An 18,763-nucleotide genomic window follows, 5' to 3' on the forward strand; every position below is an offset into this window, starting at 1 on the left:
GCTTTCTTCCGTGGCGCGGTGATCGCCCATCGGCGCTCGGCCTCCGAGCCATCCTACCGGCCAACGCTCTAGATTGCCTATGCTTGCAATGTCGGCCCCGCCAGGCAGATTTTCAATTGAGAATAACGCTGAGGCGGTATAGAAAAACTATATGAAGAACCTGAATATGGTCCATCTCAACGGCCTGCGGGCGCTGGAAGCCGTCGGCCGTCTCGGCTCGCTGCAGGCCGCCGCCGACGAGCTCGGCGTCTCGGTCGGCGCCGTCAGCCAGCAGGTGATCAAGGCCGAAGCCCAGCTCGGTCAGGTGATCTTCGAGCGCACCGCCAGGGGAATGATCGCCACTGAAGCCGGCCGGCCGGTTCTTCTGGCGCTCGACGAGGGTTTTGCCCGTCTTTCGGCGGCGGTGTCGATCGCCAGCCGCAAGGACGATACGATCCTGACGATCTCGGTAGCGCCGGTTTTCGCCGCACGCTGGCTCGTCTGCCGGCTCGATCGCTTCGCCGAGCGTCATCCCGACATCAAGCTGCGGCTGGATGCGACCACCAATCTCGTCAATCCGGCGCTTTGCGACGTCGATATCGGCATCCGCGTCGGCAGCGGCAAGTGGCCTGACGTGAAGGCCGAGCTGCTGTTGGAGCAGGAGGTCTTTCCCGTCTGTTCCCCCGAGATGGCGGCGACATTGAAGGAGCCCGCCGATATCCTCGCACTGCCTGCCATCATCGATGGCCGCGCCATGTTTACCTGGGAGGTCTGGATGCGCGAGGCCGGACTATCCGGCGCCACCCTTTCGACCCGCCACGTCTTCAACGATGCCTCGCTCTGCCTCGATGCGGCGATCGCCGGCCAGGGCGTCATGCTGGCCTGGCAGACCCTTGCCGGCTTCGCGCTCGTCGAGGGCCGGCTCGTCGCCCCATTCGGCATTCGCGCCCGCACCGGCTTCGGTCACTATTTCGTCACCGCCGAAGGCACGCGCGAGCCGAAGAAGGTCAAGGATTTCAAGGCCTGGATCCGTGAGGAAATGGCCGGCACGCTGGCGCTTTTCACGTAGTTTTCAAACCTCGACCGGCTCCTTGGCACGCGTTGCTTGCATCGCCTTGTAGGCCGGGCGGGACTGGCAGCGCTCGATCCAGGCTTTGATATTCGGATGCGCGTCGAACAGGGCCTCTTCGCTCTGGGCGTAGCGCAGCACCTCGGCGATGTTGAGATCGGCGACGGTGAAGCGGTCGCCGACGATCCATTGCCGGCCGTGAAGGTGGCTTTCGAGAGCCGCCAGCGGCCTGCGCAGCAGGCGACAGGCGACGGCGATCGTCTGCTTGCCGTCTTCGCTGTTTTCGAGCCCGTCATCGTAAGTGAGCACGATCTTCACCGTCTGCGGTTCGACCTGCGACGCCGCCCAGACCGTCCACATTGTCAGCAATCCGTCTTCTTCGACGGTTTGCCCGCCAAGCGGTCCGCCATATTTGCGCGCGAGGTAGAGGTTGATGGCGAGCGACTCGTGCATAACGAACTCGCCGTCCCTGATGCTGGGAATCTGCGCCATCGGATTGACGGCAGCGAAGTCAGGCGAGTGCGTGTTAAGCGCCGCCTCCGGCGCCAGCGGATCTGCGAGCCGCCTTGCCTGCAGCACTGGCACCGACCGGAATTCGAGCCCAAGCTCCTCGGCCATCCAGTAGACACGCGAAGCGCGCGAGCGATAGACCCCGTAGACTGTCAGCATGATGGATATCCCCTCGATATTTGTCCAGGAGAGCGTAAATGCTGGATCGGGTTGCGAAAAGTCCCTGCCGCTAATGGGATGATGAAAGCTTTTGATGCGAGTGCTTGGACCGACCAGGGCTCAGTTCGGATGCACTTCCCCGCCCGCAAAGATCGAAGCACAATTGCTGCCGTTTCGAAGGAACAATGGCAACGCCAGCGGGTTCGACTCGGAGATTGGAACCCCCAAGGTGTCCACAGCGATCAACCGCACCCCAAAACATACACCTGCAACAAAAGGAGAATGTCATGACGGGGAAGAAGACGCATGAACAGCAGCTTCGCATCATCGAAAAACGCGAGAAAACCGCCAATGCCGACGAGGCCTTCGACGCGGCGGCGGATCTGCACCGCAATGAACAGGCGAAAGAAGCTTATCGAAAAGGAAGCGATCTGAAGACCGGCACCGATTCCGGAAACGAGGATCGGAGCATTGTGCGCGGCCGCAATCAGGAAAGCGGGCATAAAAAGGGAAGCGGTCGCCCCTGAGAGGGAAGGAGAACGTCATGGCTTTGACATTGATCAGCAAAGCTTTTGCCCAAGACCAGCCGATTCCTGCGAAATATGCGCGAACGGGCGAGAACCTCTTCCCGCCGCTGGCCTGGAGCGAAGCTCCTGACAAAACCAGGAGCTTCGCTCTGGTGGTCGAGGATCCGGACGCCCCTCATGGCACGTTCCGCCATTGCGGGATCGCCAACATCCCGGCTGAGTGGACTGCTCTTGACGAAAGTGCCGATACGGCGCCGGAGCATGCGCCGCGATTCTATCAGAATGATTTCGGCCACGCCCGTTATGACGGCCCGCAACCGCCGCCCGGCGATCCCCCGCATCGCTATATCTTCCGCCTCGCTGCTCTCGACGTGCCGACACTTTCGATTCCCGATGCCGCCGGCATAGGCGTGATGTGGGCAGAGGCAAAGAAACACACATTGGAGGAAGCGACCGTCACCGGCACCTATCAGGCGCGATAACCGATGGAAATTGACCGTGGATGACGACGTGCTCCTCAGGAGACGCGGTTCCGCTCGACGGTGAGCTGCGCATAGGGCGTGCCGCCGCCCGCCATCTCGCCGGAGACCTTCTTCTCCCATTGGAATCCTAAAACCGCCCCTTCGGCGGTCTCCTGGAAGATGTTGTCGGTGATGACGGCGGTTCCTGCGCCATCGGCGACCGAGACCGCGCATCCCACAGGCGCCTTGCGCACCACATTGCCTGTCACAACGACGTTGCGCAGATAAGGACCCCAGCCGATCTGCAGGCCCCAGCGCGGCGCGCCCTCGATCACATTGCCTGAAATCAGCGTATCGGCCTCCGCCGCGATGCCGATGCCGAAACCGACCTCGTGTTGATAGGGGCCTTTTAGCGTCAGGTTGCGCACGACGTTGCCGGTGACGCTCGCCAGCCGGCCGCCCTCGTCGAAATTGGCGATCGAGATGCCGTTTGCCGCCCCGTCGATCATATTGGCGGAAACGACGGCGCCCTCGAATGCGAATTCGACGTAGATTGCCGTCTCGCCGGAACGCCGGCACTGATTGCTGCTGATCTGGATGTTCGAGGCAGAATTGGCGCGGATCGCTGTAAAGGCGCAATCGGAGATCTGGTTGTTCACCACCATCACGCCGTCGGCGCGGAAGATGTTGATGCCGTTGCCGTTTTGCCCGGTGCCGCCGTCATTGGCGCGGATATTGGAGATGCGGTTGCCGGAGACGACAGTGCCGTCCTCCGCCTTCTTCCAGCGGTGCACCAGGATGCCGCCATTGCCGCAATCCGAGACCGTGTTGCCGGTGACCGAGAGGGTGGTGGAATCCACCGCGTAAAGCCCGGATTGGACAGCCCCTGAAATACGGCTGCGCTCGATCCGCCCGCCGCAGCGCTCCAGTTGCAGCCCGTGCTTGCGGCTGCCGCCGATCTGGCAATTGTCGATCAGCACCTCGTCCACGCCGGTAAATTGTAAAAGTCCGCCGGCATAGTCGCCGAGCCAGCGGTTGCCGCCGTCGATGACGAGATTGGAAAGCTCGATCCGCCGCACGTTCTCGGCCGCAAACAGGTGGCCTTCGCCGGTATAGACGATCCGCGAGGCGCCGGGAACGCCGGTGATACGCGTATTGTCCGGCAAATTGAGATTGGAGACCCGATAGGTGCCGGGCGGCAGGAAGACCGGCAGGTTCTCGCGTGCCGCCTGTTCGATCATCTGCTGCAGGTTGCGGGTCTTGCGGTTGCCGCTTTCGGGAATGGCGCGATATTCCACCGCGTCGATCGCCCCGCGCAGATCGGGCTGAGCGGCCGCCGTCAGCGGCGAGGCAAGCGTGCGCGATGCCCCTCCCGCAACGGCCGAGGCAGCGAGGAATAGAAGCATGTCGCGGCGTGAAGGCATCCGGGGATCACTTGTCATAACGCGCCCGTAGCAGGAAATGTGCCAAGCGCGCAGTATTCTTTTGGGACAAGCTTGGCAACGGCGGGCGAAATTGCCGTTATGGCCGAGGCCGACGGCAGGATATCGCCGCTTATATTGTCGTCTTGTTCACCCTTTCATTTAAGCAAGCCGAAGGAAATGAGGACTACTTTTAAGGGAATTTCTACGATGACGGGTGCGGGATACGGCCTTCGGCCGGCGGGGAGAATGGCGGCATGCACAAACCGAGTGCCGGGCGATGGGAATCAGCCGATGCCCTGACGGCCGAAACGCGGCGTATCGTCGCCGCGACGGAGGCAATGATGGCATCGACCGCCCACCACCTTTCCGAGGGCATCGAGAATCTGCGCCTCAAGGAAATCGTTCACGAACTTCCGGATTTTCTCTACGTCAAGGATCGTGACAGCCGCTTCGTTTTTGCCAATGCCGTCACCGCCAGCAGCCTCGGCCTGCAGAGCGCCGCGCTGATCACCGGCAAGCGCGATTTCGACCTGTTCGATTTCGAGACGGCGTGCCGCCATTTCGATATCGAACAGCAGATCATGGCGACGGGTGAAGCCCGCATCGACATGGAGGAATCCTACGTCCTTCCCGGCAGCAGAAGACCGATATGCCGGCTGACCTCGAAGATACCGCTGCGCAACGATCGCGGCGAAATCATCGGCCTGATCGGTGTTTCCCGTGATATCACCGAACGCAAGCGCCAGGAGGATCTGCATCGCGGCCAGGCGAGCCTGCTCGAAATGATTGCCCGCAACGAGCCGTTGCCGATGATCCTCGAGGCGCTCGTGCTGATGATCGAGGCGCAGCTGGATGGGATTGACGGATCGGTGCTGCTGCTCGACGGCGAGGGCACCAGGCTCTATCACGGCGCGTCCCCCAATCTGCCCGGCGGCTACAGCCGCCTGATCGATGGTGTCACGATCGGTCCCAAGGTCGGCTCCTGCGGCACCGCGGTGTGGCGCGGCCAGACGGTGATCGTCGAGGACGTGACGATCGATCCGCTCTGGGAGGATTTCCGCGCGATGATCGCCCCGTTCGGCTTCCGCTCCTGCTGGTCGACGCCGATCGCCACCTCGCAGAACAATATGCTCGGCACGTTTGCGCTCTATTCCCGGGAAGTCCGCCGTCCCACCGAGCACGAGATGACGCTGGTGGCGCTCGCCACCCATATCGCCGGCATCGCCATCGAGCGCAAGCGCGTCGATGACCGCATCCATTTCATGGCCCATCATGACGATCTGACGGGCCTGCCGAACCGCGCCTTCCTCAAGGAACGGCTGGCGAGCATCCTCGACCAGGCCCGGCGCAACAACCGAAAGGTGACCGTCGCCTATATCGATCTCGACAATTTCAAGGACATCAACGACGGCCGCGGCCACGCCGCCGGCGACGAGGTGCTGAAAGAGATCGCCGCCCGCATGGCCAACAGCGTCAGGGCGTCCGATATGGTGGTGCGTCTCGGCGGCGACGAATTCCTCGTCGTGCTCGTCCACCAGTCGAGCCACGATGCCGGCATCACGCGCCGCCTTCGCGATCTGCAGAAGGCGATCAACCGGCCGATCCGCGGCGCGGACGGCGAAATCACCGTCACCTCGAGCATCGGCGTTGCGGCCTTCCCCTTCGATGGCGCGACCTCGGAAGAGCTCCTCGCCAATGCCGACCGCGCCATGTACCGCGCCAAGGAACTCGGCCGCAACACATTGCAGCATCACGATGGCGGCAGCACGCCTGTGGGAATGCCGCTCGGCGAGCAGGAGGAGCTGCACCAGGCGATCACTGGCCAGCAGTTGTTCCTGCAATACCAGCCGCAGGTCGATGTCGCCACCGGCCGCATCACCGGGCTCGAGGCGCTGGTGCGCTGGAACCATCCGGCAAAGGGCAGGGTGCCGCCGGTTAATTTCATTCCGCTCGCCGAAGAGACCGGCCTCATCGTCCCCCTCGGCCTCTGGGTGCTGAACGAGGCCTGCCGCCAGGCGAGTCTTTGGCAAGACATGGGCCTGCCGCCTCTGACGATCGCCGTCAACGTCTCGGCCAAGCAGTTCGCCGATCCGGATTTCGCAACCCACGTCGCCGAGGCGCTGGAGCGCCACCGCCTGCAGTCCCGCTGGCTGGAGCTTGAAGTTACCGAAAGCGTGGTGATGCAGAATGCCGAACGCGCGCTTGCCATGATGGAAACGCTGCGGGGGCTGGGCGTGCGCCTGTCGATCGACGATTTCGGCTCCGGTTATTCCAGCCTTGCGGCGCTGAAGACCTTCCCTTTCGACCGCCTGAAGATGGACCGCTCGCTGGTCGAGGCTCTGCCGGGCGACAAGACCGCCGTCGCCATCGCCTCGGCGGTCATTTCGCTGGCGCAGACGCTGAAGCTTTCGGTACTCGCCGAAGGCGTCGAAACCGACGCCCAGATGGATTTCCTGCGCCAGGCCCATTGCGAGGAGGCGCAAGGCTTCCGCTTCTCCAAGCCGGTCTCCCCGGAGGAGATCCCGGCATTGCTGCGGGCGCGTAGTCTCTGAACCCTACTTGACAAGCCTGCCGATCGCCTCGATTTCATTCGTCCATATGCCCCCTGCATAGTTTGGCGGCAGCCGCGCCAGTTGCGCGGGGTCGTCGATGCCGGTGGAAAAATCGCTGCCGCGATAGGGGCCGAGAACGAAAACCTCGGTCCCGGCATCCGCCATCCGGTTGAGAAAACGATCCGGCCAGCCCCAGAGCCAAGGCGCGATATTGATCGGCACCAGCATCATCGCATGTTTGCACTCGTTCGGCAGCAGGCCGGTCCAGCCATAGCCGATATAACCGGTGAGGCAGCCCTTCAGGCTCTTGCGCGAGGCGGTCTTGATATCGGGCACGAGCCGGCGGAGCACGTCGATCGGCTCGTCACCGCCATAGACGATGATCTCCGCCCGCCGCTCAGTGGAAAGCCCGTTGAGCACGGCGGCGAGCTTTTCGCCCTCGGACGGATCGCGGCTCTTGACGTTGATCAGGAAGCGCCGATCCGGAAAGGTGGACAGCACCTCGGCAAGCGTCGGCATCATGCCGATGCCCCGGCCGCGAAAGGGAAAGGTCTTGCCGCTATCGGCGGTATAGCCATAGCCGATGTCGAGCCTCTTCATGTCAGCCATCGAATGCTCGCGCGTGACGCCATGCCCATTGGTGCGGCAGTTGAGCGTCCAGTCGTGAAAAACCGCGAATTCGCTGTCGGTCGTCGGATGCACGTCGATCTCGACGATATCCGCGCCGGCCGCAAAACCTGCCTGCATCGACGGAATGGTGTTTTCCAGATAATCGTGTTTCGGCGCGAGCATGCGGCTCGCCGTACAGGTGTCGTTCTTGAGATCGGTTTCGTCGAACCGTTGGGCTATGCCGCGATGGGCGAGCAGCACCGGCTTTCCCGGCCGATGTTCGGCGAGCAGGTTGGTATTGTTGAGATAGATGCCGGCGACTGCAACCGCGATCGCCGCGGCGCAATAAAAAAGCTTCCCGCCCAAAGTTGATCCCCCTCTGGTTGCATCGACGAGCAAGTGCTAGAAAGCGATTCCGGTTGTTCTTGGGCTGTTTTCTGGCTTTTCTATGCTGCGACAACAATGAGTCTGATCGCTATGGAATTTGACGACGACGAGCTTGTCCATTTCGAAGCGCACGGCGCTGCCCCGTTGCCGCCGGCAGCAGTCGACGGTCATGTCGCGCATGACGGCGCCCGTATCTGGTATGCGAGCTATGGCTCTGGCCCGCCCGTCATTTTGCTGCATGGCGGCCTCGGCCACAGCGGCAACTGGGGTTATCAGGTCCCGGCACTCTTGCGCCGCGGCCGCCGCGTCGTACTGATCGACAGCCGCGGCCATGGACGAAGCACCCGCGATTCCCGTCCTTATAGCTATGAGCTGATGGCTGCCGATGTGCTCGCCGTCATGGACGAACTGCATCTCGACAAGGCGGCCATCATCGGCTGGAGCGACGGCGCCTGCATCGCTCTGATCCTCGCCATGGCGGCGCCGTCGCGGGTCGAGGGCGTCTTTTTCTTCGGCTGCAACATGGATCCGAGCGGCACGCGGGAATTCGTCGCGACCCCGCTCATCGACCGATGCTTCAGCCGGCACGCCAAGGACTATGCCGCATTGTCCACCACGCCGGATGATTTTAATCCCTTCGTCGAGGCGGTCAGCCTGATGATGCGGACGGAGCCGAATTATCAGGCCGCCGACTTGGGCCTGATCCGCGTGCCGGTTGCGATCGTGCTTGCCGAGCACGACGAATTCATCAAGCCAGACCATGCCGAATATCTTGCCCGCAGCATTCCGAACGCTGAGATGATCTATCTCACGGGCGTCAGCCATTTCGCGCCGCTGCAGCGGCCGTCGCAATTCAATGCCGCCGTGGAATCCTTCCTTGGTGGAATAGGGTCGTGACGATCGCCGGCGTTGAGCCACGGCGCATTCCCCAGTCCCTTCTTCCGCCCTCTGGCCTCGCGCCCATTTCCCGCTATCTCTCGTTTCATGAGACCTGATGCGCTGCTTTATCCCGCCCCCGAGGGGCTCTATTGCCCGGAAGGCGGCTTTTATGTCGATCCGGTGCGGCCCGTCGAGCAGGCGCTCGTCACCCACGGCCATTCGGACCATGCCCGCCCCGGCCATGTGAACGTGCTTGCCACCCGCCAGACGCTCGACATCATGCGCTTGCGTTACGGCGACGGTTTCTGCGCCAGCGAGCAGGCGGCAGCCTTCGGCGAGGAACTGCTGGTCAACGGCGTCAAGGTAAGTTTTCACCCGGCCGGCCATGTGCTCGGCTCCGCCCAGATCGCCATCGAGAAGAACGGCACCCGCATCGTCGTCTCCGGCGACTACAAGCGCCGCCCCGACCCGACCTGCGCCGCCTACGTGCCGGTTGCCTGCGATGTCTTCATCACCGAGGCGACCTTCGGCCTGCCGGTCTTCCATCATCCCGATCCGATGGACGAGATTGGCAAGCTTTTGGCATCGCTGCGGCAATTTCCCGAGCGGACCCATCTCGTCGGCGCCTATGCGCTCGGCAAGGCCCAGCGCGTCATCCGGCTGCTGCGCGATGCCGGTTATGCTGAACCGATCTATATCCACGGCGCCATGGAAACTCTCTGCGACTATTACATCGGGCAGGGCATCGATCTCGGGGAACTGCTGCCGGCGACAATCGAAAGCCGCGACAAATCCGCCTTCAGGGGTGCGGTCGTCATCGGCCCGTCATCGGCCTTCGCCGACCGCTGGGCTCGGCGCTTCAACGAGCCGCTGCCGGCCTTCGCCTCCGGCTGGATGATGGTGCGCCAGCGCGCCAAACAGCACGGCGTCGAGCTGCCCCTCGTCATCTCCGATCATTGCGACTGGCCGGAACTGACGGAAACGATCCGGGAACTGCACCCGGCCGAGGTCTGGGTGACGCATGGCCGCGAGGAGGCCCTGGTGCGCTGGTGCCAATTGCAGGGCATCAAGGCGAAGCCGCTGCATCTGGTGGGTTATGAGGATGAGGGGGATTGAGCGTGGAGTTTGTTGTTGAAAACCCCTCCCCAACCCCTCCCCACAAGGGGGAGGGGCTTTCGTGCCGCGCCCGTCGCATTTCTCGCTCCCTCATTCCTGTGCTTGTCACAGGAATCCAGCCACCGCGCGTCGGCGCGGTGAAAGACTCATGCAACGGAAAAGAGCCTCCCGCGTCCAAGGACTTGGACGCACTGGATTCCTGTGACATCCCTCGGGTCAAGCCCGAGGACAGGAATGAGGGAGCACTCGTGGGGGCCCTTCGCGCGGGCAGGAGGCACCCATGAAAGCCTTCGCCGACCTCCTCGACCGCCTGGTGCTGACCCCCAGCCGCAACGGCAAGCTGAAGCTTCTCACCGACTATTTCCGCGACACGCCGGACCCCGACCGCGGTTACGGCCTTGCCGCCATCGCCGGCACGCTGGAGGTGCGCAACGTCAAGCCCGCCATGCTGCGCGAGCTGGTGCTGGAGCGTATGGACGAGGTGCTGTTTCGCTATTCCTACGACTATGTCGGCGATCTTGCCGAAACCATCTCGCTCGTCTGGGACAATGAGAGGGATATCGACCGCTCGGCCCTTGCCCAGCCGCGTCTCAGCGAGATCGTCACCGGCATGAATGCCCTCGGCCGAACCGAAGTGCGCAGCTACGTCCGCGATCTTCTCGACCGGCTGGATTCGTCCGGCCGTTTCGCCTTCATCAAGCTTGCCACCGGCGCCATGCGCATCGGCGTTTCCGCCCGCCTTGCCAAGCAGGCGCTCGCCGATCTCGGCGACAAGGACGTCACCGAGATCGAAACCCTTTGGCATGGCCTGCAGCCGCCCTATGAGACGCTGTTCGAATGGCTGGCGGGTGGCGGCGAAAAGCCGGTGCTGGCCACACCGGCGATCTTCCATTCCGTCATGCTCGCCAATGCGGTGGAGGAGGGGGATCTGACCAGTCTCGATCCGGCGAATTATGCCGCCGAATGGAAATGGGACGGCATCCGCGTCCAGCTCTCCCGCTCCGGCGACAGGCGCAAGATTTATTCCCGCTCCGGCGACGACATATCAGGCGCCTTTCCCGATATTCTCGACGCGATCAATTTTTCCGGCGTCGTCGACGGCGAGCTGCTGGTCGGCGGCACCGCCCGCTCCAATAGCCCGACCCGTACCTTCTCCGACCTGCAGCAGCGCCTGAACCGCAAGACGGTGACGGCAAAGATGCTTGGCGATTACCCCGCCTTCATCCGCACCTATGACCTGCTCTTCGATGGCGACGACGACGTCCGCGGCCGCACCTATGTCGATCGTCGCGACCGGCTGACCGAGATCATCGATCGCGCCCCGCACGACCGTTTCGACATCTCGCCGCTCGTGCCGTTCTCGTCGTGGGAAGAGCTCGATACTCTGCGCGCCGCCCCGCCCGATCCGGTCATCGAAGGCGTGATGATCAAGCGCCGCGACAGCATCTACCAGGCCGGCCGCATGAAGGGTCCCTGGTTCAAGTGGAAGCGCGACCCCTATAGTGTCGATGCGGTGCTGATGTATGCCCAGCGCGGCCACGGCAAGCGCTCCAGCTACTATTCCGATTTCACCTTCGGCGTCTGGGCCGACGACGAGGACGGCGAACAGCTGGTGCCCGTCGGCAAGGCCTATTTCGGCTTCACCGATGCAGAGCTCGAAGTGCTCGACAAGTTCGTGCGCAACAATACCACCGAGCGTTTCGGCCCGGTGCGGGCCGTGCGCGCCGATAAGGAGTTCGGCTTCGTCGTCGAAGTGGCCTTCGAGGGCATCAACCGTTCGACCCGGCATAAATCGGGGGTCGCCATGCGCTTCCCCCGCATCGCCCGCCTTCGCCCCGACAAACCTTCCTACGAAGCCGACCGGCTGCGCACGCTGATCGCCATGATCGAGGCCAAGCCGGCGTGAAGTTGCATGCCCTGCGCAACAATGACGCAGGGCAATATTTTCAACAGCATGTGTATTGGCGGCAACGATCTTCCGGTGCAGATTTTGCATGCCGGGGAAATGATGGGTGCTGCGTTATGAACTCGCGTGAACGAAATTCCCTTTTCCTCCAGCGCCGTGCCGTGCTGGCGGGTCTTGCCGGTGCATTTATCCTGCCGCGCATGGCGGCCGCTTTCGATGTCCCGGACGAGCCGCGCCTTGCAAAGCGCGACTATGCCCAAGTCCGCCACCATTTCCGCACCAAGCTTTTGCAGAAGGGCCCGGCGCCTGACAAATACGAACCGCTGAATGCGCCTGCAGATGCCGACAAGATTTTCTACCGCTCGGGCTACGGCGAGTTGGAACTGGTGGCCTTTGTCTCGAAATACAAGCGCGAGCGCGCCGCCAGGCCCGCCGTGCTCTTCCTGCACGGCGGCAATGCCATGGGCATCGGCCACTGGCAGCTGATGAAGCCCTATATGGATGCCGGTTATGTCGTGATGATGCCGTCGCTGCGCGGCGAGAACGGCCAGATGGGCAATTTCTCCGGCTTCTACGACGAGGTCGACGACGTGCTCGCCGCCGCCGAGAGGCTGGCGCATCTGCCGGGTGTCGATCCCGAACGGCTCTTCATCGCCGGCCACAGCATCGGCGGTACGCTGACCATGCTGACGGCGATGAGCACCCACAAATTCCGCGCCGCTGCACCGATTTCAGGCAACCCCGATGCCTTCCGCTTCTTCAACCGCTATCCCCAGGACATCCGTTTCGACGACAGCAACGCGCATGAATTCGAGGTGCGTTCGGCGCTGTGTTACGCCCACAGCTTCAAATGCCCGGTCCGTGTCGTCCACGGCACCGAGGAGCCGCATTTCAACGACCGCGCCGATCTGCTGGCCCGCCGCGCCCGGGGCGCCGGCGTTCATATCGAAACGGAAACCGTCGCCGGCAATCACACCTCGGCGCTGCCGGCCGAGATCGAACAGAGCATCCGCTTCTTCCACGGGGTGGCGGCCTGAATTTCGCCGCCGCCTTTCCCACACCAACGCCAGCTTCGCGCCAGCCGCAGATGCCATCGTTCCGGCAGATATCGCTGTCTCGCCGATCGTTGATAAGGGTGGTTCCATGAATTTTCTGCGCCGGGTCTTCCCGCTTGCCGGGCTCGTGATTGCGGTTGCGTCGCTGAGCGGCTGCAACATCCTCATTCCCGATGTCGCCGCTGATTCGCCCGCCCGCTTCGTCCAGGAGACCTCGCCGGTCTTCTATCAGCCACCCGGCGTCGATCCGCGCCGGGTGCGGCCGATCCCCGATCAGCCGGTGCCGCAGACGCGCGAGCTCTACAAGACCCAGTTCCACCAGACCTATGGCCTGCCGGTCACCAATCCCGTGCATATGGCGATGTATGGCCAGCTGCGTGACGAGGATTTCACCCTGCCGGCGATCCCGGTCAGCCGCGTACAGCCGCAGTTCCTGCGCCAGGAGGTCGATTATCAGACGACCGAGCGTCCCGGCACCGTGGTCATCGATACCAAGGCGCATTTCCTCTATTTCGTCGAGGGCAACGGCAAGGCGATGCGCTACGGCGTCGGCCTCGGCCGCGACGGTTACGCCTGGTCGGGCCGCGGCGTCATCCAGTGGAAGCAGAAATGGCCGCGCTGGACGCCGTCGGTCGAAATGGTCTCGCGCCAGCCTGAGGTTCGCCCCTTCGGGGCGGAGAATGGCGGCATGAATCCGGGGCTGATGAACCCGCTCGGCGCCCGCGCCATGTATATCTTCAAGGACGGGCAGGATACGCTCTACCGTGTCCACGGCACACCCGATTGGCAGTCGATCGGCAAGGCCACCTCGTCGGGCTGCGTGCGCATGCTGAACCAGGACGTCGTCGATCTCTACGACCGCCTTCCTGCCAAGGCCGAGATCGTTGTGATGTAGCGCTGCAACAGCGCTTCCCATATCGTCTGCTCCGGGCCGGACACGTCTGCGTGAAGCTATGGTTTATTTGGCGCAAGCCGATAGATATTCCTAATGTCGTTATCGGCATCGGACGAATCACCGGTTTAACCGGCGTCTTGTCCGGCTTCCCGTATCAAAGGAAATCAGTCTCGCGTCATGAGCTTCGATAGACATCTTTCCCGCCGCAGCTTTCTTTCCTTTTCGGCGTTGACCGCAGCCTCCGCGCTCGCCGGCTGCGCCTCCTCAGCCAACACCGTGACATCAGGCGATACGACGATCACTTACCGTTCGCCCATGCGCCTGTTCCAGTCCCCGGGTGCGTCGAGCGTGCCGAGTGGGGCCGAGCTTGCCGTGATGTATGGCCCCATCGAAGACGGCGGCTTTCTCATTCCAGCCGTTCCCTACGAGCAGATCGATCCGCGCTATTATCGCCAGCGCGTCGTCGATCCCACCGGCCAGCCCCCCGGCACCATTGTTGTCGATACGCCGTCGCGTTTCCTCTATCTCGTCCAGGGCGACGGCATGGCGATGCGTTACGGCGTCGGCATCGGCCGCGAGGGTTTCGCCTGGCAGGGGTCGGGCGTCATCCAGTGGCGTCAGAGATGGCCGCGCTGGAAGCCGCCGAACGAGATGGTCGCCCGCCAGCCCGAACTCGTCAAATATTCGATCGAGAACGGCGGCATGGAGCCGGGTCTGAAGAACCCGCTCGGCGCCCGCGCACTCTATATCTTCTCGAATGGAGAGGACACGCTCTATCGCCTGCACGGAAATCCCGATTGGCGCTCGATCGGCAAGGCCGTCTCGTCAGGCTGCGTGCGGCTGATGAACCAGGATATCATCGATCTCTACGACCGTGTTCCGACCAAGGCGCCGATCGTCGTCTGGCAGTAATTTTCACGGAGGCGGCCGCGATCCGGCCGCCTCGGATCGATCCCTTTTCCCAGGCAAGCCGGCGCTTTGCCTCGGGCAAGCGGCTGCTTTGCCTCTGGAAAGGAGCTTCATTTTGCGCCCGCAAGAGAATTATTTTCCGAAATACCATTGCTTAATTCGGTAAATATCCTACATGGTGCGTATCGAATTGCTTGCGACCTTTGTCCACGCGCTTGAGCGCACCGTCAGATATCCTCTCAACATCGATACGGCTTGTCGGATATCTTTCCGCAAGCGAACACAAACGGTTGAAAAGGAGATCGTTATGAATTCAGGCGTCGTAAAGTGGTTCAATGGCACCAAGGGTTTTGGCTTCATTCAGCCCGATGATGGTTCTACGGACGTTTTTGTCCATATTTCAGCGGTCGAACGCGCCGGAATGCGCGAACTCGTTGAAGGTCAGAAGATCCGCTACGATCTCGTCCGCGACAAGAAGTCCGGCAAGAATTCGGCCGACAACCTTCAGGCCGCATAATTTGTCATTCGCCTACGCTGACCACGGATGTACTGGCAGCGGGCTGACCAAACTGGCAGCGGGCTGAGTGACTGGAAGAGGTCGGGTTCGAGCCCGGCCTTTTTGCTTTGATCGCAGGCTTTTCCCGAATGCCCCGGTCGTTCCTGAATGACCCCGGTCGTTCTGATTGACCGATTGAGCAGCCGAAGAGTCGAAGGGACGCTGAAATGGGCAGACAAAACTATAAAGTCGGCGACATGATCGTGCTGAAATCCGGCCTTACCCGCACGGCGAAAGCCGACAAGCGGTGCCGGATCTCCAGCATCCTGCCCAACGACCACGGGCATGTGCAATATCGTGTCCAGTTCGACGCGGAGAATTTCGAGCGCCGCATCACTGAGGCCGACATCGATACCGGTGAATCTCCGTCGAGGGCTTCCCCCGAGGCGGCTGCCAAGTCCGACGGCGCCGAGCCCTGGCTGAAGTTTTCGAGCATCAAAATCGGGAAGTAGTTCCGGGTTTTTTTGGCCCGGGTTTTTTATTTTGGACAATGCGGCCTCGCCGCCGCAACAGGAAGGATATCGTTTTGCAGGTACTCGTCAGAGATAACAATGTCGATCAGGCGCTCCGCGTGCTCAAGAAAAAGATGCAGCGGGAAGGCCTGTTCCGGGAAATGAAGGCGCGCAGCGCCTTTGAGAAGCCGTCCGAGAAGCGCGCCCGCGAAAAGGCCGAGGCCATTCGCCGCCAGCGCAAGCTCGCTCGCAAGAAGCTGCAGCGCGAAGGTCTGCTGCCGGCGCCGAAGAAGGTTCTCCGCCCCACCCGCTAATCCCGGGCTTGGCATCACGGCCCAACCGTGACAATCACGGTTCAGCCGTGAATCATGGTTTCTGCCGTTGAGCCATGGCTTACAGCGCCGCGCGTCTTTTCCAGACGCGCAAGGAGGCTGTAACACTTGAATTCAGCATAATTCCTTGAACCGATTCCGATTTGAGGAACTATGCAGTAACGCCGCCATCACCTGGGAAAGGGGCCTATGACCGCCACCAAGGGAGAATTCTTCAATCCCGCCAAGCTTTCGTCTCGCGACAAGGCGGAAGCGACCGATCACACGGCGCGCGCCATTATTGCCGCCGAGGCATCGGCCCGTGACAAGAAGACGGAGAAGCTGAAGGCACTGCGTTTGCAGCAGGAGGCCGATGCCGAACCTAAGGCGGCGCCTGCAAAGAAGCGCCGGTCGCCAGCCAAACCGCGCCCCTGATTTCTCGGCGCGCACGCCGGCTCTACCGGGTGCCGGCTCTTACGGGCAAATGCATTCAGCCGCCCGTGCCGGCCCGCCCGAGGTTGCCCCGCAGCCGATGCAGCATGTCGCGCATCTCGGCCATTTCTTCAAGCGTGCAGCCGGCGGCTTGTCCGATCGCCGTCATGATCGTATCGATCTCCCCCTTCATTGCCTCACCTCTAGGGGTCAACGACACGATCACCTGCCGTTCGTCGCGCAGGTCGCGGATGCGCTTGATCAGCCCGCTCTGTTCCAGCCGTTTCAACAGCGGCGACAGCGTGCCGGAATCGAGATCCAGCTGCTCGCCGATCGTCTTGACCGGCAGTTCGCCGCGTTCCCACAGCACCAGCATCACCAGATATTGCGGGTAGGTCAGGCCGACCCTGTCGAGGATTGGCTTGTAGGCGCGGGTGAAAGCATGCGCCGTCGCGTAGACGGCGAAGCACAACTGCTTTTCCAGCCGCTTCTCCTCTTGCGGTATCTCCATCGTCTTCGTCGTTTGCGCTTTCATATCCATCATCCCTAGAGCATGATGCCGAAAAGTGTCCGCGGTTTTCGGGCAACATCATGCTCTAACTCTTTAATTTAGAACAGGATTCAGATTTTAGTCCGGTCCGGCTAAAATCATCCTGTTCTAAGACGCTGATTGTCCTCTTTTCGAATCCCAAATGCAATTTGCAAAATTCACTTGCGTACAATTTAATTGTGCGATAGTAAAAATCCAACCCGATCGAAGGGCCAACCAAAGGAGATTGTCATGCCTATTCTCTATACGACCAAAGCCTCTGCCACCGGCGGCCGCGCGGGCCGCGCCGTTTCCGAAAACGGCGTTCTGGACGTGACGCTGACCGTTCCCAAGGAACTCGGCGGCGACGGCGCAACCGGCACCAATCCCGAACAGCTCTTTGCTGCCGGCTACTCCGCCTGCTTCCTCGGTGCATTGAAATTTGTCGCGGGCCAGCAGAAGGTCAAGATTCCGGAAGATACGACGGTTTCCGCCAAGGTCGGCATCGGCCCGCGTGAAGATGGCGGCGGCTTCGGCATCGAAGTGGCGCTGACGGTCAACATCCCGGGTCTCGACCGTGAAACCGCTGAAAAGCTCGCAGCCGCAGCCCACATCGTCTGCCCCTACAGCCACGCGATGCGCACCTCGACCGAGGTCCCGGTCACCGTCGCCTGATCGATTTTAAAAAACTTGGTAGCCGTTATCGGCTGCCGCCATCCGCCGGCCGGGCAGCGTACTTTCCGGCCGGCTTCGGCGTTTTTGCCGTCACTCATGACAGCGCCTGCAGATCCTCCCGCAGCCGTTCGGCGCTGCCATCCGGCAGCTTGCCGTCTATCATTGCATGTGTGCTTTTCCAGATCGGCAGGGCCTTTGCCAGCACCGCCTTGCCCTCAGGGGTGAGACACAGCAGCCGGCCGCGCCTATCCCGCGGATTTTCCATCACCGTCACCCAGCCCTTGCGCTGCAGCGGCTTCAGCGCCGCCGTCAGCGTCGTCTGATCCATGGCGAGCAGGGCAGCGACCGGCCCCATCGGCGGTGGCTCGGGCCGGTTCAGCGACATCATCAGCGAAAACTGCCCGTTGGTCAGCCCGGCCGGCCTCAGCGCATCGTCGAACAGCCGGGCAAGCGCGCGTGCTGCCCGCTGCACATGCAGGCAGAGGCAGGTGTCGCGCACCATCAGCGTCGTGGAAAAGGGAATCTCGATCGAATTTGACATGCTCCATTTCTATTGATATCAATCTATTTAGTCAAGGAGAAGGAGATGAGCCGGCTTCACCGGCAAGCGCCGGAGGAGGGCGCATTCCATGCAGAATGAAGTTGTGTCCCGCGAAGAGTGGCTTGAAGCCCGCCGTGCCTTGCTGGCCAAGGAGAAGGAGGCGACACGGCTGCGCGACAGCGTCAACGCCGCCCGTCTGGCGCTGCCCTGGGTGAAGGTCGACAAGGATTATGTCTTCGAAACGCCGGAGGGCAGGAAGTCGCTCGCCGATCTCTTCGACGGCCGCAGCCAGTTGCTGGTCTACCATTTCATGCTTGGCCCGGATTGGGAGGCCGGCTGCACCGGCTGCTCCTTCCTGTCGGATCATGTCGATGGCGCCCTGCCGCATTTGAACCATCACGACGTCACCTGGGTCGCCGTTTCGCGCGCGCCGCTCGATAAGATCGCCGCCTACAAGCAGCGCATGGGCTGGCAATTTCCCTGGGTCTCTTCCTTCGGCAGCGATTTTAATTTCGATTATCACGTTTCTTTCAGCCCGGAGGATCTTGCCAAAGACAAGGTCTTCTACAATTTCACGCCTATACCGCCGGCTGACGCCAACGACGAACTGCCGGGCCTCAGCGCTTTCTACCGCAACGACAAGGGCGAGGTCTTCCATACCTATTCGAGTTATGCCCGCGGGCCGGAAGAACTGGTCGGCACCCTGATGATCCTCGACCGCGCGCCGAAGGGCCGCAACGAGGACAGCACGATGAATTTCGTGCGCCGCCACGACGAATATGAGGAGGCCGCCAAGGCGCCATCCTGCTGTCACTGAGCCGGAGCATCAT

General features: G+C 62.0%; 21 protein-coding genes. 16 read left to right on the forward strand and 5 right to left on the reverse strand.

The features are described from left to right. The first annotated feature begins 151 nt into the window (after window positions 1-151). Window positions 152-1,048, forward strand: coding sequence for a LysR substrate-binding domain-containing protein (locus BA011_RS02170; RefSeq protein ID WP_065279279.1), 897 nt, complete (start codon window positions 152-154; stop codon window positions 1,046-1,048). A 3-nt stretch (window positions 1,049-1,051) separates the two neighbouring features. Here the strand turns inward: BA011_RS02170 and BA011_RS02175 are convergent, their stop codons facing one another. Continuing rightward, window positions 1,052-1,717 carry a glutathione S-transferase family protein gene (locus tag BA011_RS02175; RefSeq protein ID WP_065279280.1) on the reverse strand — a complete coding sequence of 222 codons (666 nt, stop codon included), beginning with the start codon at window positions 1,715-1,717 and terminating at the stop codon, window positions 1,052-1,054. Window positions 1,718-2,004: 287 nt separating this feature from the next. Between BA011_RS02175 and BA011_RS02180 the strand changes: the two genes are divergently transcribed. Continuing rightward, on the forward strand, window positions 2,005-2,244 hold the full coding sequence (locus BA011_RS02180) for a hypothetical protein (protein ID WP_065279281.1): 240 nt from the start codon (window positions 2,005-2,007) through the stop codon (window positions 2,242-2,244). A gap of 17 nt (window positions 2,245-2,261) precedes the next feature. Beyond that, window positions 2,262-2,726, forward strand: a complete 465-nt coding sequence (locus tag BA011_RS02185) for a YbhB/YbcL family Raf kinase inhibitor-like protein (RefSeq protein WP_065279282.1) — start codon at window positions 2,262-2,264, stop codon at window positions 2,724-2,726. Between the two features lie 35 nt (window positions 2,727-2,761). Here BA011_RS02185 and BA011_RS02190 read toward each other — a convergent pair whose 3' ends face one another. Further along, window positions 2,762-4,129: a TIGR03808 family TAT-translocated repetitive protein gene (locus BA011_RS02190; protein ID WP_065279283.1), complete on the reverse strand. Its 1,368-nt coding sequence runs from the start codon at window positions 4,127-4,129 to the stop codon at window positions 2,762-2,764. Window positions 4,130-4,383: 254 nt separating this feature from the next. Here BA011_RS02190 and BA011_RS02195 point away from each other — a divergent pair, with 254 nt between their 5' ends. Next, a complete protein-coding gene (locus tag BA011_RS02195; protein WP_065279284.1) occupies window positions 4,384-6,681 on the forward strand; it encodes an EAL domain-containing protein in 2,298 nt (765 codons plus the stop codon). Between the two features lie 3 nt (window positions 6,682-6,684). Here the strand turns inward: BA011_RS02195 and BA011_RS02200 are convergent, their stop codons facing one another. Next, window positions 6,685-7,656 carry a glycerophosphodiester phosphodiesterase family protein gene (locus BA011_RS02200; RefSeq protein ID WP_065279285.1) on the reverse strand — a complete coding sequence of 324 codons (972 nt, stop codon included), beginning with the start codon at window positions 7,654-7,656 and terminating at the stop codon, window positions 6,685-6,687. A 111-nt stretch (window positions 7,657-7,767) separates the two neighbouring features. On the opposite strand from BA011_RS02200, the gene BA011_RS02205 reads away from it, so the two are divergent. The 10 genes from BA011_RS02205 to BA011_RS02250 all read left to right on the forward strand — a co-directional run bounded on the left by BA011_RS02205 (window position 7,768) and on the right by BA011_RS02250 (window position 16,191). Next, window positions 7,768-8,574: an alpha/beta fold hydrolase gene (locus BA011_RS02205; RefSeq protein WP_065282379.1), complete on the forward strand. Its 807-nt coding sequence runs from the start codon at window positions 7,768-7,770 to the stop codon at window positions 8,572-8,574. A gap of 87 nt (window positions 8,575-8,661) precedes the next feature. Continuing rightward, a complete protein-coding gene (locus BA011_RS02210) occupies window positions 8,662-9,672 on the forward strand; it encodes a ligase-associated DNA damage response exonuclease (protein WP_065279286.1) in 1,011 nt (336 codons plus the stop codon). A gap of 280 nt (window positions 9,673-9,952) precedes the next feature. Next, the gene (locus tag BA011_RS02215; protein ID WP_065279287.1) at window positions 9,953-11,578 is read left to right on the forward strand and encodes a cisplatin damage response ATP-dependent DNA ligase; all 1,626 of its coding nucleotides are present in this window, start codon (window positions 9,953-9,955) and stop codon (window positions 11,576-11,578) included. Between the two features lie 116 nt (window positions 11,579-11,694). Then, window positions 11,695-12,615 (forward strand): alpha/beta hydrolase family protein, encoded by a 921-nt coding sequence (locus BA011_RS02220; RefSeq protein ID WP_065279288.1) that lies wholly within the window; start codon window positions 11,695-11,697, stop codon window positions 12,613-12,615. Window positions 12,616-12,721: 106 nt separating this feature from the next. Further along, entirely contained in the window at window positions 12,722-13,528 is an 807-nt protein-coding gene (locus BA011_RS02225; RefSeq protein WP_065279289.1) for a L,D-transpeptidase, read from the forward strand. Between the two features lie 177 nt (window positions 13,529-13,705). Next, window positions 13,706-14,440 carry a L,D-transpeptidase gene (locus BA011_RS02230; RefSeq protein ID WP_003557650.1) on the forward strand — a complete coding sequence of 245 codons (735 nt, stop codon included), beginning with the start codon at window positions 13,706-13,708 and terminating at the stop codon, window positions 14,438-14,440. Window positions 14,441-14,744: 304 nt separating this feature from the next. After that, on the forward strand, window positions 14,745-14,954 hold the full coding sequence (locus tag BA011_RS02235) for a cold-shock protein (protein ID WP_003546468.1): 210 nt from the start codon (window positions 14,745-14,747) through the stop codon (window positions 14,952-14,954). A 206-nt stretch (window positions 14,955-15,160) separates the two neighbouring features. Beyond that, entirely contained in the window at window positions 15,161-15,445 is a 285-nt protein-coding gene (locus tag BA011_RS02240) for a hypothetical protein (RefSeq protein ID WP_027665034.1), read from the forward strand. Between the two features lie 74 nt (window positions 15,446-15,519). Next, window positions 15,520-15,759: a 30S ribosomal protein S21 gene (gene rpsU / locus BA011_RS02245; RefSeq protein ID WP_003546477.1), complete on the forward strand. Its 240-nt coding sequence runs from the start codon at window positions 15,520-15,522 to the stop codon at window positions 15,757-15,759. A gap of 207 nt (window positions 15,760-15,966) precedes the next feature. Further along, on the forward strand, window positions 15,967-16,191 hold the full coding sequence (locus BA011_RS02250) for a hypothetical protein (RefSeq protein WP_011651017.1): 225 nt from the start codon (window positions 15,967-15,969) through the stop codon (window positions 16,189-16,191). A 55-nt stretch (window positions 16,192-16,246) separates the two neighbouring features. On the opposite strand, the gene BA011_RS02255 is transcribed toward BA011_RS02250, so the two are convergent. Further along, window positions 16,247-16,732 carry a MarR family winged helix-turn-helix transcriptional regulator gene (locus BA011_RS02255; protein ID WP_065279290.1) on the reverse strand — a complete coding sequence of 162 codons (486 nt, stop codon included), beginning with the start codon at window positions 16,730-16,732 and terminating at the stop codon, window positions 16,247-16,249. A gap of 237 nt (window positions 16,733-16,969) precedes the next feature. On the opposite strand from BA011_RS02255, the gene BA011_RS02260 reads away from it, so the two are divergent. After that, window positions 16,970-17,392, forward strand: a complete 423-nt coding sequence (locus BA011_RS02260) for an organic hydroperoxide resistance protein (protein ID WP_003546481.1) — start codon at window positions 16,970-16,972, stop codon at window positions 17,390-17,392. A 94-nt stretch (window positions 17,393-17,486) separates the two neighbouring features. Here BA011_RS02260 and BA011_RS02265 read toward each other — a convergent pair whose 3' ends face one another. After that, window positions 17,487-17,933 (reverse strand): MarR family winged helix-turn-helix transcriptional regulator, encoded by a 447-nt coding sequence (locus BA011_RS02265; RefSeq protein WP_065279291.1) that lies wholly within the window; start codon window positions 17,931-17,933, stop codon window positions 17,487-17,489. An 88-nt stretch (window positions 17,934-18,021) separates the two neighbouring features. Here BA011_RS02265 and BA011_RS02270 point away from each other — a divergent pair, with 88 nt between their 5' ends. Then, entirely contained in the window at window positions 18,022-18,750 is a 729-nt protein-coding gene (locus BA011_RS02270) for a DUF899 domain-containing protein (protein ID WP_065279292.1), read from the forward strand. Window positions 18,751-18,763: the final 13 nt, after the last annotated feature.

The sequence above is a fragment of the Rhizobium leguminosarum genome (assembly GCF_001679785.1).
GTDB lineage: Bacteria > Pseudomonadota > Alphaproteobacteria > Rhizobiales > Rhizobiaceae > Rhizobium > Rhizobium leguminosarum_R.

Excerpts from the sequence above, each read along its gene's own strand:
- BA011_RS02265 (WP_065279291.1), bottom strand. The coding sequence starts at position 17,933 with ATGTCAAATTCGATCGAGATTCCCTTTTCCACGACGCTGATGGTGCGC.
- BA011_RS02235 (WP_003546468.1), top strand. The coding sequence starts at position 14,745 with ATGAATTCAGGCGTCGTAAAGTGGTTCAATGGCACCAAGGGTTTTGGC.
- BA011_RS02170 (WP_065279279.1), top strand. The coding sequence starts at position 152 with ATGAAGAACCTGAATATGGTCCATCTCAACGGCCTGCGGGCGCTGGAA.
- BA011_RS02205 (WP_065282379.1), top strand. The coding sequence starts at position 7,768 with ATGGAATTTGACGACGACGAGCTTGTCCATTTCGAAGCGCACGGCGCT.
- BA011_RS02190 (WP_065279283.1), bottom strand. The coding sequence starts at position 4,129 with ATGCCTTCACGCCGCGACATGCTTCTATTCCTCGCTGCCTCGGCCGTT.
- BA011_RS02270 (WP_065279292.1), top strand. The coding sequence starts at position 18,022 with ATGCAGAATGAAGTTGTGTCCCGCGAAGAGTGGCTTGAAGCCCGCCGT.
- BA011_RS02225 (WP_065279289.1), top strand. The coding sequence starts at position 12,722 with ATGAATTTTCTGCGCCGGGTCTTCCCGCTTGCCGGGCTCGTGATTGCG.
- BA011_RS02250 (WP_011651017.1), top strand. The coding sequence starts at position 15,967 with ATGACCGCCACCAAGGGAGAATTCTTCAATCCCGCCAAGCTTTCGTCT.
- BA011_RS02230 (WP_003557650.1), top strand. The coding sequence starts at position 13,706 with ATGAGCTTCGATAGACATCTTTCCCGCCGCAGCTTTCTTTCCTTTTCG.
- BA011_RS02260 (WP_003546481.1), top strand. The coding sequence starts at position 16,970 with ATGCCTATTCTCTATACGACCAAAGCCTCTGCCACCGGCGGCCGCGCG.
- BA011_RS02240 (WP_027665034.1), top strand. The coding sequence starts at position 15,161 with ATGGGCAGACAAAACTATAAAGTCGGCGACATGATCGTGCTGAAATCC.
- BA011_RS02215 (WP_065279287.1), top strand. The coding sequence starts at position 9,953 with ATGAAAGCCTTCGCCGACCTCCTCGACCGCCTGGTGCTGACCCCCAGC.
- BA011_RS02175 (WP_065279280.1), bottom strand. The coding sequence starts at position 1,717 with ATGCTGACAGTCTACGGGGTCTATCGCTCGCGCGCTTCGCGTGTCTAC.
- BA011_RS02220 (WP_065279288.1), top strand. The coding sequence starts at position 11,695 with ATGAACTCGCGTGAACGAAATTCCCTTTTCCTCCAGCGCCGTGCCGTG.
- BA011_RS02195 (WP_065279284.1), top strand. The coding sequence starts at position 4,384 with ATGCACAAACCGAGTGCCGGGCGATGGGAATCAGCCGATGCCCTGACG.
- BA011_RS02255 (WP_065279290.1), bottom strand. The coding sequence starts at position 16,732 with ATGATGGATATGAAAGCGCAAACGACGAAGACGATGGAGATACCGCAA.
- BA011_RS02210 (WP_065279286.1), top strand. The coding sequence starts at position 8,662 with ATGAGACCTGATGCGCTGCTTTATCCCGCCCCCGAGGGGCTCTATTGC.
- BA011_RS02180 (WP_065279281.1), top strand. The coding sequence starts at position 2,005 with ATGACGGGGAAGAAGACGCATGAACAGCAGCTTCGCATCATCGAAAAA.
- BA011_RS02185 (WP_065279282.1), top strand. The coding sequence starts at position 2,262 with ATGGCTTTGACATTGATCAGCAAAGCTTTTGCCCAAGACCAGCCGATT.